This is a genomic window from Mesorhizobium sp. M1273, from assembly GCF_040318195.1.
Classification (GTDB): Bacteria; Pseudomonadota; Alphaproteobacteria; order Rhizobiales; family Rhizobiaceae; genus Mesorhizobium.
Map to the genome: position 1 here is coordinate 46,643 of NZ_JAMYLV010000026.1, position 12,934 is coordinate 59,576.

Below are 12,934 nucleotides of genomic sequence, written 5' to 3' on the forward strand. Positions count from 1 at the left end.
GCACCATTCGAAGCTAGATTTCCAACCGGCGATCAGGAGCTGTCAAGCATGGCAAATCAGGAACTTCATCGCGGCCGTCTCATCGACCACCTCCAGCTGGTGGTCAGGGATCTCAAGGCCAGCCGCCGTTTCTACGAGGCGGTTCTCAACGTGCTCGGCATACCGATCGGTGGCGCCGGCAATGATTATTTCTGGGCCGACGAGCTGTTCATCTCCAGCCCCGACAGCCCGGCGGCCCTGGGAAAGCTGACCGGCCGCCACCACCTGGCCTTCCAGGCAAATGACCGCGCCATGGTCGACGCATTCTACAGGGCCGGTCTCGACGGCGGCGGCACCGACAATGGCGCGCCCGGCGAACGATCCTACCATCCCGGCTATTACGCCGCCTTCCTGCTCGACCCCGACGGCAACAACATCGAGGCCGTCCACCACGGCGCGGCCAACCGCAGCGCCGATTCAGTGAAGATCACGTTCTAGCTTCGGGTAAGGGTGGTTCGCACCGGCCGGCACGGTTGGTCTCTGCCAAAAGCTGGGTGCTTGCGTCAGACCGCGTCTGCCCTATCGCGTCAGTGCCGCCATTTGGCCCACCAGGAAGTCGACGAACAGCCGCGCCCGGACCGGTAGCTGCCGCCCGTAGGCATGGACGATGTGCACCGGCATGGTCCGCATCGCCACCTCGGGCAGCATGCGGACCAGGCGGCCCGTGTCGAGATCGTCCTGCACCGCAAACTGCATGAGATGCGCGATGCCGGCACCGGCAAGTGCTGCATTGCGGATGGCGCCGCCGTCGTCGGTGTCTAACCGGCCATCCGGCACGATCATCGTACCGTCGGCAAACGTGACCGGATAAGGCCGGCCGGCCATCTGGTGGCGGACGAAATCATGATTCTGTAGGTCCTCGACCGATGCCGGGCGGCCGCGCCGCTCGACATAGGCCGGTGAGGCCACCAGCACGATCGGCAGATTGGCGATCTTGCGGGCAACCAGCCCCGTGTCCGACAGCGCCCCCATGCGCACGGCAACATCATAGCCTTCGCGGATCAGATCGGCGTGACGGTCGGTGACGCTGAGCTCGACCTTCACTTCGCCATGCTGCGCAAGGAACGCTTGCGCCCATGCCGCGATCAGGCCGCGACCGAGTTCGACCGGCGCTGTAACGCGCAGCAGGCCGCGCGCCGTATCGGCCATCTGGACGATGTCTTCGGCATCGTCCAGCGCCCTTAGCAGTGGCGCCACGCGCTCGTAATAGGCGAGGCCTTCGCTGGTCAGCCCGAGCCGGCGCGTCGAGCGCTGGATCAGCCTGACGCCGAGCCGGCGCTCGAGCCGCGCCACGCTTTTCGACACCGCCGACGGGCTGGAGCCGACCAGCCGGCTGGCGGCATGGAAAGAGCCGGCATCGACGGTTCGGACGAAGGCGACGAGACCGGCGGTCTTTTCGAGGATGGTGGTCATTCCGGAATTCCAGGAACGAAAGAACGGATTGTGGGCACCATAATACGCGTTTCGATCATGATTAAATACCGCTCATCGTCAACAAAGGAGAGATTTGATGAGCAAGCTGAACGGCAAGGTCGCCATCGTCACCGGCGCCTCCAAGGGTATCGGCGCCGCCATCGCCAAGAGTCTTGCCACGGCCGGCGCCGCAGTGGTCGTCAACTACGCCTCGTCACGGGAAGGCGCTGACCGCGTTGTCGCCGAGATCGAGGACCGTGGCGGCCGCGCCGTCGCCGTCCAGGGCGACGTGTCGCAAGCGGCTGATGTGCGCCGCCTGTTCGAGGCGGCGAAATTGGAGTTTGGCGGGCTCGACATACTGGTCAACAATGCCGGAGTCTTCGCATTCGAGCCGCTGGAAGCGGTGACCGAGGGCGAGTTTCACCGCGAGTTCGACACCAATGTGTTGGGCATCATTCTGACCACGCAAGCAGCAGTGAAGCATTTTGGCGCGGGCGGCGGCAGCATCATCAACATAAGCTCGGTCGCCAGCCGCAATCCGCAGCCGAACTCGCTCGTCTACGCCGCGACCAAAGGTGCGGTGGACACGATCACGCTGTCGATGTCGCGGGAGCTCGGCGCACGCAACATCCGCGTCAACGCCATCGCGCCCGGCGGCATCGATACCGAGGGCCTCGCGCGCATCGGCATCGTCGGCAGCGAATTCGAGAAGCAGATTGTAGCCAAGACGCCGCTCGGTCGCTTCGGCCTGCCCGACGATGTCGCCCGCGTCGCGGTGTTCCTCGCCTCCGACGAAGCGTCCTGGCTGACCGGCGAGCGCATCACCGCCTCCGGTGGCTGGCGATAGGCATGGAGGGCGCGAACCTGCCGGCTCGCTGACCGTGCTACCCGCGGCGCGACGCACTGCAATCGATGACGAGAGCGACCTAAGCCCTATGTAGCAGCGAGGGAGGAGCGCCGTGCGCCATCGATGACGGCGAGATGCCAGGGAGGTAACGAATGACGGGCGACGAAAAAGCAATCCGAAAGCTGGTCGAGACGTGGATGGATGCGAGCAAGCGTGGAGACATCGCGACCGTCCTCAGCTTGATGACGGACGACGCAATCTTCATGGTTCCCGGCCGGGAACCCTTCGACAAGGAGATCTTCGCGGCAGCCGCGCGGGAGACGGCCGGCGTTCATATCGACGGCACGAGCGATATCGTGGAACTACAGCTTCTCGGCAATTGGGCCTTCATCCGCAGCCGCATCAATATGACCGCGACCCCGCCGAATGGCGAGCCGGTCCATCGATCGGGATATGCGCTGACGCTCCTGCGCAAGGAGGCGGATGGTGAGTGGCGGCTCGCACGCGACGCAAACCTGCTGACCCAGCAAGGCTAGAGCCGGTCTCCGGCATCTCTGCACCTGGGCCAAGATGCGATGCAGGTCGCTCTGATTCCCTCCACCTGATCACACCGGCAAGAGGGCGTTCGGCTTGACATCGGCGATGGAGGCGAACGTGTGCGTTTCGCGCACGCCGGGCAGCGGCAGGATGACCCGCTGCAGGAAATCCTGGAACACCGCCATATCGGCGATCCGCGCCTTGACCAGATAATCGAAACCGCCAACCACCATATGGCACTCCAGAACCTCCGGAGCTTTCGCCACGGCTTCGGCGAAGCGGTCAAAGACATGAGGCGCCGTGTGGTCAAGCCGGACCTCGATGAACACCAGCGTTCCCCGGCCGACCTTGCGCGGATCGAGCATGGCCCTGACCGCGGTGATGAACCCGTCGCGGAACAGGCGCTTAACCCGCTGGCTGGTTCCGGTCGGCGACAACCCGACGCGCCCGGCAAGATCAAGCGTCGTCCGACGGCCGTCTTCCTGCAGCAACCGGAGCAGGCTGCGGTCTATCTGGTCGAGGTCGCTCATTTCACAATCCACGCTATCTAAGGGATTTGCGTGTTGATTTCACGCAGAGACGCCGAAATCAACGTATTTCATAACATAAAACCTCGCAATAGCCTGCGCTTCCCTCACCGCTGAAAGCAAACGTGGTGAGCCGATTTCGAACACAGGAGTGCAGGATGACCAAGGAAGCGTTCAGCCCAGCCGGCAAGAGTGCGGCAGAAATCAGCAAGGGAGCGACCGAGATCCTGGTGCTGAGCGAAACCGACGTGATGGAATGCATCGACCTCAGTCAGCTTCTCGATGTTCTGGAAGACGGCTTCAAGGCGCTGTCACAAGGCAAGGTCGTCAATCCACCCCGACCACAGCTCGACGTCCCCGGGGCCGGCTACAGCCTCGCCATGCCGGCCTGGATGGAGGGCATGAACCTGACCGTCAAGATCGTCAACGTCTTCGAAGGCAACCTGGCCAAGAACCTGCCCAGCCACCTCGCCACCATCACCCTGTTTGATCCGCTGTCCGGCCTGCCGGTGTGTATCATGGACGGCACCTTCATAACCGCGGTGCGGACCTCCGGCTCCGCCGTGCTGTCGGTGCGCACGCTTGCCCGCAGGGACGCCAGGATAGCGACCGTGGTCGGCGCCGGCGTGCAGGCCAACCAGCACCTGCATCTGTTGCCCTTGGTGCGCGACTTTGCCGAAATCCGTGTCGCTTCGAAGAGCTTCGACGATGCGGCAGCGCTAGCCCGGCTGCATCCGTCGGTGGTGGCGGTCGCCGATCTCGAGACGGCAGTGCGCAGTTCCGACGTGGTGTGCCTGGCGACCCACTCCTACCAGCCGGTGATCGACGCAGGCTGGGTCCAGCCGGGCACGCATGTCTCCTCGGTCGGGGTGGCGCCGCCCGGCGGTGAAATGCCGATCGCGCTCATCGGCAGATCCAGTCTTTTTGTCGAAACCAAGGATGCATTCAAACCGACCCCGGTCGGATCTTGCGAGCTTGCCGGCTTCGACCCGGATTTCGGCACCGAGCTTGGCGCCATGCTGCTCGACCGCGCGCCGGGCCGCGTTTCGGATCAACAGATCACCACCTACAAGGCGATGGGCATTGCGATGGAAGACATGGTCGCTGCCGACCTCGTCTATCGTTGCGCCCGGCGTCTGCGCAAGGGAAAGCTCATCGTGCTGTAGGCGCGCGCCGCACGCCAGGCGGGATCGACGGTGCTGAAAATGGCGCTTTCGCGCAAGCGGCCGGGCTAAAGGCCGGCCCCTCAGGCCGGCTCGCGCTTCAGCGCCTGCGCCATGCAGTGAATGCCGCCGCCGGTCTTCGAGATCTCGCTCATGTCGATGGCCGCCACCTCGAAGCCGCGCGCCTTGAGCTGGCCGATCAGCGTCTGGCTCGAGGTCGGGGCGATTACCCTGTCCTTGCCCAGCGACATGAAGTTGCAGCCGAGCGCCATAGTATCCTGGAACGGCACGTCGATGATCTCGTGGCCCTTGCCCTTCAGCCAGTCGACGATGCCGGGCTCTGTACAGGCAAGGCAGACGGCGGTCAGCTTTTCGGCGATCGGCACCACCATCAGGTCGATATGGACGTAATACTCGTCGATGAAGGCGATGCGGGTCTCCCAGCCCTCCTTGTCGAACCAGGCCTGGACCTGGCGCGCGCCCTCCTCCTGCGTGCGGGCGCCACCGCAGCCGATCAGCACGACGCCGTCCTCGATGACGTTGAAGTCGCCGCCCTCGAACGTGCCCGCGGTGACCATGTCGTAGATCGGGATGCCGAGCTTCTCATAGGTGCGGATCGCCGCGTAGTTCTCGCCGCGCCGCCACCATTGCGACATGGCGGTGATGATGGCGCCGTACGGCGTCATGACGCTGGAATCGCGCGAGTAGACCTGCATCGGCAACTCCGGCGTCGGCTCGTGCCAGTGGATGTTGACACCGAAATGCTCATAGGCGGCGACCAAGTCCTTGTGCTGCGCCTGCGCGATCTGGACGTTGCATGGCGCTTCGCGCAGATGCTTGCGCGACAGCGAGCTGGTCGAGAGATGGCGCAGGAAATTCGGCGAGCCGAGCAGCACGTCGGTCAGCACGTCGGTCTCGTTGGCGAAGCCCCAGGCGGTCAGCGGCTTGGTTCCGCCGGCCGGGTTGCGGTGCTGCAGCGAAAACGCCTCGGCGACGATGCGGTCATGGACGGTCATGGGGTTTCTCCTCGTGAAGGGCGGCTTGGTTGATCATGCGGCTTGGTTGCCTGGTATCCACCAATCCCGTCCGCGCGGGGTGGTGATGTATTCCGGCCAGCGAAATCCGATGGGCGGATCGTAGTCGCAGAGCGGCGCGATCCAGTTCGAGCCGCCGATGCCGCCGCCGGTGCGGGCGACGAATTCATCCATCGCCGCGTTGCGCGCGGCATCGTCTTCCAACAGGCGAAGTGCTGCCAGCGCGACCGTCTTTGCGGCGCAGATGACCATTGGGTCGATGGTGGCAGAAATGCCGCCCAGCGCATTCATCGCCCAGGACGGAAACGCGTGGCCGTTCTCGGATCGCAGCGCCGGCCGGGCGACGTAGAACCGCGCCGTCGGCGTCTGCCACGACATGTCGGTGTAATCGTCGGAGGTCGAATTCAGCTGCGATGGCGGCAAGTCACGGCGCAGGATCGCCTCGGCATCCTGTGGTGCAATCAGCCGCTCCAGTTCGTCGATGAATGGTTCCTCGGTCGCTTCGCCGCCGGCATTGACCTGGATTTCGCGGGCGATCGCCTTGGCCGTCTTGTCCCAGCACGGCGGCCCGACCGCCGCCAGCGCGTCGAAGGCAATGCCGGCCATTGCGTGGTTGGCAAGCCCCGGCCGCGACTTCGACACCCAGTGCCGCTCATGGCGGCAGCCGCTCATCCTGGCTGCGGCTTCCGCATTGCGGTCGAGCACGGCGGTGACCTGCTCGGCCATCGCAAGCGTCGGCACGCGGATCATGTACTGGATCTCGGCCAGCCCGGCCGGCAGATTGTCGGCGGTCGCCTGGCCCGCCGTCAGGATCGCCTCGCTGATCGACCAGCCACCCTGGTGCGGCAGCATGGAATCGCGCAGCGCCTTGGACGCCATGTACATCATCATGAGCGCGTCGTTGGCGCCGGGCGCCCTGACTGCCGAATGCGCCTGCGGGATGGGTGCTGCGCCGCCTGCCGCCCTCGCCCAATGTTCCGGCTCGTCGCACACAAAGCGGTAGATCATCGCATAGGCCGCACCGCAATGCGTATCCCAGCGCGCGGTATTGCAGAGCGGCAGCACATAAAAAGGATGGAAGGAGACCATGCCCGCCAGCCCATCGTAATAGCCCTTCGCGGCATGGATCGGCTTCGACCCGCGCACCTTCTCCGCCGGCTCGCCGGTGAAGCGCAGCGTGCCTGATATGCCGTGGCGCTGCATCGCCGCCTTGGTCGCCAGCAGCCCGCCGAGGCTGGCAATGCCGAGGCCGGAATGCGGATCGGTGTGGCCGCCAGCCTGTTCGCCGAGGCCCGGGCGCGGTCGCTTCACCGTCGCCGCATCCTGGCAATTGCCGGGCACTGCATCATACTCGGCATACAGGCCGATGGTCGGCCCCGTGCCATTGGTCCAGTGGGCGCAGAAGGCGGTCGGCATGCCGCCAGAACCTTCCTCGACGGAAAAGCCTTCGTGCTTCAGATGCTCGACATACCAGGCGGCCGACTGGTATTCGCGCCAGGCGGTCTCGCCGAAATCGAAGATCGCCCGCGTCCACGCCGATAGCGACGGCTGGATGTCGTCCAGAAAGGCAAGTGCGGTCGCTTGCGCGGAGGTCACCGGTTTCTCCATGGCGGAAAGAAAGCAGTGAAGCGCCCCGCCAAAAAGTGATATGTTTTCCCGACTCATGCAAATTCGGTTCACCTCTTGAGAATTCCCTCGACGCAGGCGCTGCGCGCCCTCGACAGTTTTGCCCGCCACGGCAGCGTCTGGCGCGCCGCCGACGAACTGCATCTGACCCGCAGCGCAGTCAGCCATCAGCTTCGCCTGCTCGAACGCGATCTCGGCTTCGACCTGCTCGAGCGCATTGGCAAGGGCGTGGCGCTGACGCCGCGCGGCCAGCGCTATGCCAGCGACGTGCGCAAGGCGCTGACGGTGCTGGGCGACGCGGTGACACGCCATGCCGGCACCGGCATCGGCGGCTCGTTCAGCGTCAGTTGTACGCCGGGTTTCGCCTCGCTGTTCCTGTGCACCCATATCGGCGAGTTCCGGCAGATGTACCCCGATGTCGCGCTGCGCATCCTGACGCCGCGCCGTCTCGACGACGTGAGCAATGCCGAGGCCGATGCCTTCATCGCCTTCGGCGTCGGCAATTGGCCGAACCGCGCGGTCGAGCTGTTGTGCGGGATCTCCTTTACGCCGCTGTGCAGCCCGACGCTGCTCAACAAGATCGGCGGCTTCTCCAAGCCGGCCGACGTGCTGCGCGCCAATCTCCTGCATCTCGGCGATACCGAGGACTGGGCGCGCTGGCTGGCGCTGTCCAAGGTCGAGAACCCCGACCCGGAAGGCGGCATCTTCTTTTCCGACATGAACCTGGTCTTTTCGGCGGCGATCGCCGGCCAGGGCATCGCCATGGGCGACGAGCTGACCAGCGGCCGGGCACTGAGCGAAGGCCGGCTGGTCCGCCCCTTCGACATAGCGATCAATTCACCGCGCTCGTATTTTCTGGTTTCCGAGCACGCCAAGGCGGCGCATCCGGTGCTGGAGGCGTTTGGGCGGTGGCTGCGGTCGAAGCTGTCGGAGAACCAGCGTTAATCTCCCCCCTCGAGGGGGAGATTGGCGCATAGATGAATCAAATTTGCCGATCAGGCGAAAACTATTCGGTTGCGGTGAGCCGCCGCCCTGCCTACGATTTCGGCTACGCTAAGGAAAGGGCAGGATGCAGCAACCCGGCCGGGCCGCAGAGATCAAGGCAATCGGGATCGGCAAGAGCTTCGGCTCGTTCCGTGCGCTGGACGATCTGACGCTCGATATCGGCCGTGGCGAGTTCCTCACCCTGCTCGGCCCCTCCGGTTCCGGCAAGACCACCTTCCTGATGATCCTTGCCGGCTTCATTCAGCCGACCGACGGTCGCCTTTACAGCGACGGCGTCGACATCACCGAGCGGCCGGCCGAGCAGCGTGCCGCCGGCATGGTGTTCCAGGGCTATGCGCTGTTCCCGCATATGAGCGTCGAGGCCAACATCGCCTTTCCGCTCAAGGTGCGAAAGAAACCGGCGGCCGAGATCAAACGCCGCGTCGGCGAAATGATCGAGCGCGTCGGGCTCAAGGGCCACGAAAAGAAACTGCCGTCGCAATTGTCCGGTGGCCAGCAGCAGCGGGTCGCACTGGCGCGGGCGCTGGTGTTCGAGCCGGGCGTACTTTTGCTCGATGAGCCGTTTTCAGCACTCGACAAGGGCCTGCGCGGCCAGATGCAGGCCGAGATGAAGCGGTTGCACCAGGAGACCGGCACCACCTTCGTCTTCGTCACCCATGACCAGAGCGAGGCGCTGGCGTTGTCATCTCGCGTCGCCATCTTCAACCACGGCAAATTGCTGCAGGTCGGCGCGCCGGACGAGGTCTACGACCGGCCGGACAACCGCTTCGTCGCCGAGTTCCTGGGCGAGATCAACATGCTGCCGCTGAAGGGCGTACGCCCGGCCAACAATGGCTCGACGGGCCTCTGCGAAGACCGCGCGATCAGCATGCGCTGCAAGGCCGAGAAGGTCCGGGGCGACGCCATCCTGGCGATCCGGCCCGAATACATGTCGATCGCCCGCGAAGCCGCGACAGGCAAGAACGGCATTGCCGCGACTGCCGTCGCCTCGACCTATCTCGGCGCTGCGACGCGGCTCGATCTGACGACGCGGCAAGGCGCCAAGGTGACGATCTCTGTGCCGAACGAGGTCGCCGCTTCCGCGCTCAGCAAGGGCAATTCCGTCTGGCTGACCTGGCCGGCGGAGAAAGGCTTCCTCCTTCCGAACGGAGGACAATGACGATCGGCGCGGCGAATTCGCCAAGCTGACTTTCAGGAAATATCAACGACAAAAAAGGGGAACTGACATGACAAACCAAACCAAGAAAAATTCCATCGAGGCGCTATCCGCCAGGGCAGTGCGCGGCGAGATCTCGCGCCGGCAGTTTACGCAGCTGGCCGCACTGGTGCTGGCCGGCACGCCGATGCTGCTGCGCTCGACCGGCGCCTTTGCCGCGGCTAAGGAACTGGTGCTCGTCAACTGGGGCGGCGACGCCATTACCGCCTATGACGCGGCTTACGGCCAGGCCTTCACCAAGGAAACCGGCATTGTCGTTAAAATGGACGGCTCCGGCCCGACCGAAGGCGCGATCGCGGCGCAGTTCAAGAGCGGCGCCCCGACCTGGGACCTGGTCGACGTCGATCCGTTCTCGGCCATCACGCTCGGCGCCCAAGGCATGCTCGAGCCGATCGATTATGCGGTCGTCGACAAGAAGAAGATGCGGCCGGGCTTCGGCTGGGAATACGCCGCCTCGACCTATTTCTTCTCCTATGTCATCGCCTATGATGCCGAGAAATACGGCAGCCAGGCACCAACCGGCATGGCCGACTTCTTCGACGTGGCAAAATTCCCCGGCAAGCGCTCGCTCTACAAATGGGGCGTGTCGAGCTGGGAAGCGGCACTGCTCGCCGACGGCATCGCACCGGCATCGCTCTACCCGCTCGACCTCAAGCGCGCGCATGACAAGATCGCCGCCTTCAAGGAAAACGTCGTCGCCTATTGGGGTGGCGGCGCCGAAAGCCAGAGCGTGCTGCTCAATGGCGAGGCCTCGATGGCGATCGTCTGGTCGACCCGGGCTTCGCTCATCGAGCAGGATTCCGGCGGCAAGATCAAGTTCATCTGGGACCAGGGCCTGATCTCGCCCGGCGCGCTCGCCGTGCTCAAGGGCAATCCTGGCGGCAAGGACGCGGCGATGAAGTTCATCGCCAGCACCCAGGACCCGGAGAAGGAACTCATCATGTTCGAAAAGCTCGGTCAGGGTCCGGCCAACCCGGCCACCGATGCGCTGATACCCGCCGACAAGAGGCGCATCAATCCGGTCGATCCCGAGAACATGAAGAAGCAGATCCCGCTCGACATGGATTGGTACGCCAAGAACTACGGGGCGGCACTCGACGAATACACGAAGATCATCTCCGCCTGACAAGCCGGGATAACCGGATGAGAGCATACCTCTCCGACAGGATGGGCGCGGCGCTGTTGATGGCGCCGCTGCTCCTCTTTCTTGTGCTGGCCTATGCCTGGCCATTCCTTGGCGTGGTTAAATGGAGCTTCACCCTGCCCACGCCGGGGCTGGGGCAGTACAATGCGCTGCTCACGGATCAGTTGGTGCAGTCGGTCTTCATCCGCACGCTGCGTATCGCCGCGATCGTGACGATCGTTTCGGTTGTCGCCGCCTACGCCATCACCGTTGTCTGGGTACGCGGCACGCCGGTGCAGCGCGTCGTGGCCGAGTTCTGCATCCTGGTGCCGTTCTGGATCTCGGTGCTGACGCGCGCCTTCGGCTGGGTGGCGCTTTTGTCCAATCGCGGCCTGATCAACACCTGGCTGCAGGCGGTCGGCTTCATCTCAGAGCCGCTGGCGCTGGTGCGCAACGAGTTCGGCGTTATCGTCGGCATGACGCATTTCCTCATTCCCTTCGCCGTGTTTCCGCTGGCCTCATCGATGCGCAGCCTCGACGACCGTGTGCTGCTGGCGGCGCGCGGCCTCGGCTCCAGCCGTATGCGCACCTTTTGGTCGGTATTCGTGCCGATGACCAGCTCCGGCATCATCGGCTCGGCGCTGATCGTCTTCGTCTTTTCGCTCGGCTTCTTCGTCACGCCGGCGATCCTCGGCGGCGGCCGCAGCGTGATGATCGCCGAGCTGATCTACCTTCGCATCTTCCAGAGCCCGGACTGGGGCCTGGGCGCCGCAATCAGTGTCGTGCTGGTGCTGTTTGTCGGCGCGCTGATGGCGCTGCTGTTCCGCTATATCAGACCCAAGCAACTGGTGTAGCGCGATGCCGACCTACCGCCCCGGTCCCGTCTCGCTGGTCCTCGCCGCCCTCGTCGCGCTGTTCCTGCTGCTGCCGCTGCTCGCCGTCATCCCGGTATCGCTGACGCCGAGCCGCATGCTGGCGATGCCGTCGGGCGAATTGTCGCTGCGCCATTACCGGGCGCTGATCGAGGATCCGCGCTGGATCAGTTCGATCCTGCTCTCGATCAGGATCGGCATCGTCAGCAGCGCCTTTTCCACCGTGCTGGCGCTCTGCTTCAGCCTCGGCATCTGGATGTTCCAGCCGCGCTTCACGGCAGCATTGGTCGGTTTCGTGCTGCTGCCGATGGTGGTGCCGCCGGTGGTCTCGGCAATCACGCTCTACTTCCTGCTGACCTCGATCTCCGGGTTCTCGTCGTTCTTCGGCTATGACACCTGGCTGGGTGTCGTCATGGCGCATGCGGTGATGACGGTGCCCTTCGCCACGGTGCTGATCCTGGTGTCGCTCAGCCAGCTCGACCGCCGCATCGACCTCGCCGCCCGCGGTCTCGGCGCCACCGTGTGGGAGCGCGCCACCCGCATCATCATGCCCAACATCAAGTTCGGCATCGTCACCGCGGCGTTGTTGTCTTTCGTGCTGTCCTGGGAGGAGATCGGCGTCACCCTGTTTATCACCTCGGTCAACGCCATCACGCTGCCGCGCTTGATGTGGATGGGCCTGCGCGACAACATCGACCCGGCGATCGCCGCACTCTCGGTGATCCTGATCGTCATCACCGTGCTGGTGCTTGTGGCGCGCAGCGTCGTGGTCAGGCTGCGCGCGGCGCAGTGAGGGCCGCCTCACGCCGTGGTGACTGGCGCAAATGAAACCTTGCGCTACGATTTTCGTTATAGATGGTTCAACACGTCGAAGGCTCCGCCATGACCCAAGGATGGTTTTCCAAGCCGGTTGCGGTTGCGGTCGGCATCGTCGGAGATATCCGCAACATTTCCAACGCACGTCAGGCTGTCGAGTTGCTGGAAGCCCACTGGCGTGACGCCGGCAGCGCCAAACACGGCTTGGCACTGCGCACATGCCGCCGCGCCATGAGCGACGATCGCTGGACCGAAGCCGCCAGGGACGCGTTCGTCGAGGCCGCGCGGGCGGCGCATGTCCTGGTCGAGCGCGCCGTCGAACCGGAGAACCGGTCCAGGCAGGCAGGACCGTGATCGATTTGTGAGAGCCTCGGTGGTTCGGCCGATCTATTGCATCTCAGGCAGCATGCAGCCTTGGAATGGCGCTGACGTCAACCTCGCGTTCCGCGTGCCACGCATCATAGGCGGCCTGCATCCTGAGCCAGATCGCGGCGCCGTCGCCGAACATCTTTCCAAGACGGGCAGCGACAGCCGGCGACACCGGCCTCTTTTCGCGGATGATGTCATAAAGCTGCTGGCGCGAGATTCCGAGCAGATTGGCGATCTCCACCTTGGTCTTTCCGGTTGCCGGGATAATGTCGTCAAGCAGCGCTCCAGGGTGGGATGGGCAGCGCTCCATCGGACGCATCGGCTCATAAGAGGTCATGGGCTGGTTG

15 protein-coding genes are annotated in these 12,934 nt (G+C 64.4%); 10 read left to right on the forward strand and 5 right to left on the reverse strand.

The window, feature by feature from the left end; all coding sequences use genetic code 11:
* Positions 1-48: 48 nt before the first annotated feature.
* The gene (locus tag NKH30_RS23665; RefSeq protein WP_352501275.1) at positions 49-477 is read left to right on the forward strand and encodes a VOC family protein; all 429 of its coding nucleotides are present in this window, start codon (positions 49-51) and stop codon (positions 475-477) included.
* Between the two features lie 81 nt (positions 478-558).
* Here NKH30_RS23665 and NKH30_RS23670 read toward each other — a convergent pair whose 3' ends face one another.
* The gene (locus NKH30_RS23670) at positions 559-1,452 is read right to left on the reverse strand and encodes a LysR family transcriptional regulator (protein WP_352541215.1); all 894 of its coding nucleotides are present in this window, start codon (positions 1,450-1,452) and stop codon (positions 559-561) included.
* Positions 1,453-1,549: 97 nt separating this feature from the next.
* On the opposite strand from NKH30_RS23670, the gene NKH30_RS23675 reads away from it, so the two are divergent.
* On the forward strand, positions 1,550-2,299 hold the full coding sequence (locus NKH30_RS23675) for an SDR family NAD(P)-dependent oxidoreductase (protein ID WP_352541216.1): 750 nt from the start codon (positions 1,550-1,552) through the stop codon (positions 2,297-2,299).
* A 152-nt stretch (positions 2,300-2,451) separates the two neighbouring features.
* The gene (locus NKH30_RS23680; RefSeq protein ID WP_023677276.1) at positions 2,452-2,835 is read left to right on the forward strand and encodes a YybH family protein; all 384 of its coding nucleotides are present in this window, start codon (positions 2,452-2,454) and stop codon (positions 2,833-2,835) included.
* 69 nt (positions 2,836-2,904) lie between these two features.
* On the opposite strand, the gene NKH30_RS23685 is transcribed toward NKH30_RS23680, so the two are convergent.
* Positions 2,905-3,366, reverse strand: a complete 462-nt coding sequence (locus tag NKH30_RS23685; RefSeq protein ID WP_023677275.1) for an Lrp/AsnC family transcriptional regulator — start codon at positions 3,364-3,366, stop codon at positions 2,905-2,907.
* A gap of 155 nt (positions 3,367-3,521) precedes the next feature.
* On the opposite strand from NKH30_RS23685, the gene NKH30_RS23690 reads away from it, so the two are divergent.
* A complete protein-coding gene (locus NKH30_RS23690) occupies positions 3,522-4,529 on the forward strand; it encodes an ornithine cyclodeaminase family protein (protein ID WP_352997308.1) in 1,008 nt (335 codons plus the stop codon).
* Positions 4,530-4,609: 80 nt separating this feature from the next.
* On the opposite strand, the gene NKH30_RS23695 is transcribed toward NKH30_RS23690, so the two are convergent.
* The gene (locus tag NKH30_RS23695; RefSeq protein WP_352774340.1) at positions 4,610-5,542 is read right to left on the reverse strand and encodes a dimethylarginine dimethylaminohydrolase family protein; all 933 of its coding nucleotides are present in this window, start codon (positions 5,540-5,542) and stop codon (positions 4,610-4,612) included.
* Between the two features lie 33 nt (positions 5,543-5,575).
* Complete coding sequence (locus NKH30_RS23700; protein WP_352997329.1) at positions 5,576-7,168, reverse strand: zinc-binding metallopeptidase family protein; 1,593 nt, start codon at positions 7,166-7,168, stop codon at positions 5,576-5,578.
* Positions 7,169-7,243: 75 nt separating this feature from the next.
* Between NKH30_RS23700 and NKH30_RS23705 the strand changes: the two genes are divergently transcribed.
* The 6 genes from NKH30_RS23705 to NKH30_RS23730 all read left to right on the forward strand — a co-directional run bounded on the left by NKH30_RS23705 (position 7,244) and on the right by NKH30_RS23730 (position 12,572).
* The gene (locus NKH30_RS23705; protein WP_023677271.1) at positions 7,244-8,131 is read left to right on the forward strand and encodes a LysR substrate-binding domain-containing protein; all 888 of its coding nucleotides are present in this window, start codon (positions 7,244-7,246) and stop codon (positions 8,129-8,131) included.
* A 124-nt stretch (positions 8,132-8,255) separates the two neighbouring features.
* Positions 8,256-9,350: an ABC transporter ATP-binding protein gene (locus NKH30_RS23710; protein ID WP_352997310.1), complete on the forward strand. Its 1,095-nt coding sequence runs from the start codon at positions 8,256-8,258 to the stop codon at positions 9,348-9,350.
* Positions 9,351-9,417: 67 nt separating this feature from the next.
* Positions 9,418-10,533 (forward strand): ABC transporter substrate-binding protein, encoded by a 1,116-nt coding sequence (locus tag NKH30_RS23715; protein WP_023677269.1) that lies wholly within the window; start codon positions 9,418-9,420, stop codon positions 10,531-10,533.
* A 17-nt stretch (positions 10,534-10,550) separates the two neighbouring features.
* A complete protein-coding gene (locus NKH30_RS23720) occupies positions 10,551-11,384 on the forward strand; it encodes an ABC transporter permease (protein WP_352473751.1) in 834 nt (277 codons plus the stop codon).
* A gap of 4 nt (positions 11,385-11,388) precedes the next feature.
* Entirely contained in the window at positions 11,389-12,195 is an 807-nt protein-coding gene (locus NKH30_RS23725; protein ID WP_352997312.1) for an ABC transporter permease, read from the forward strand.
* An 89-nt stretch (positions 12,196-12,284) separates the two neighbouring features.
* Positions 12,285-12,572, forward strand: a complete 288-nt coding sequence (locus NKH30_RS23730; RefSeq protein ID WP_352685247.1) for a DUF982 domain-containing protein — start codon at positions 12,285-12,287, stop codon at positions 12,570-12,572.
* A gap of 43 nt (positions 12,573-12,615) precedes the next feature.
* Here the strand turns inward: NKH30_RS23730 and NKH30_RS23735 are convergent, their stop codons facing one another.
* Positions 12,616-12,924: a HigA family addiction module antitoxin gene (locus NKH30_RS23735; protein WP_352997314.1), complete on the reverse strand. Its 309-nt coding sequence runs from the start codon at positions 12,922-12,924 to the stop codon at positions 12,616-12,618.
* Between the last annotated feature and the right edge of the window lie 10 nt (positions 12,925-12,934).

Coding starts and splice junctions, on each gene's coding strand:
- NKH30_RS23710 (WP_352997310.1), top strand. CDS start 8,256: ATGCAGCAACCCGGCCGGGCCGCAGAGATCAAGGCAATCGGGATCGGC.
- NKH30_RS23715 (WP_023677269.1), top strand. CDS start 9,418: ATGACAAACCAAACCAAGAAAAATTCCATCGAGGCGCTATCCGCCAGG.
- NKH30_RS23695 (WP_352774340.1), bottom strand. CDS start 5,542: ATGACCGTCCATGACCGCATCGTCGCCGAGGCGTTTTCGCTGCAGCAC.
- NKH30_RS23685 (WP_023677275.1), bottom strand. CDS start 3,366: ATGAGCGACCTCGACCAGATAGACCGCAGCCTGCTCCGGTTGCTGCAG.
- NKH30_RS23680 (WP_023677276.1), top strand. CDS start 2,452: ATGACGGGCGACGAAAAAGCAATCCGAAAGCTGGTCGAGACGTGGATG.
- NKH30_RS23720 (WP_352473751.1), top strand. CDS start 10,551: ATGAGAGCATACCTCTCCGACAGGATGGGCGCGGCGCTGTTGATGGCG.
- NKH30_RS23690 (WP_352997308.1), top strand. CDS start 3,522: ATGACCAAGGAAGCGTTCAGCCCAGCCGGCAAGAGTGCGGCAGAAATC.
- NKH30_RS23675 (WP_352541216.1), top strand. CDS start 1,550: ATGAGCAAGCTGAACGGCAAGGTCGCCATCGTCACCGGCGCCTCCAAG.
- NKH30_RS23735 (WP_352997314.1), bottom strand. CDS start 12,924: ATGACCTCTTATGAGCCGATGCGTCCGATGGAGCGCTGCCCATCCCAC.
- NKH30_RS23700 (WP_352997329.1), bottom strand. CDS start 7,168: ATGGAGAAACCGGTGACCTCCGCGCAAGCGACCGCACTTGCCTTTCTG.
- NKH30_RS23730 (WP_352685247.1), top strand. CDS start 12,285: ATGACCCAAGGATGGTTTTCCAAGCCGGTTGCGGTTGCGGTCGGCATC.
- NKH30_RS23725 (WP_352997312.1), top strand. CDS start 11,389: ATGCCGACCTACCGCCCCGGTCCCGTCTCGCTGGTCCTCGCCGCCCTC.
- NKH30_RS23665 (WP_352501275.1), top strand. CDS start 49: ATGGCAAATCAGGAACTTCATCGCGGCCGTCTCATCGACCACCTCCAG.
- NKH30_RS23670 (WP_352541215.1), bottom strand. CDS start 1,452: ATGACCACCATCCTCGAAAAGACCGCCGGTCTCGTCGCCTTCGTCCGA.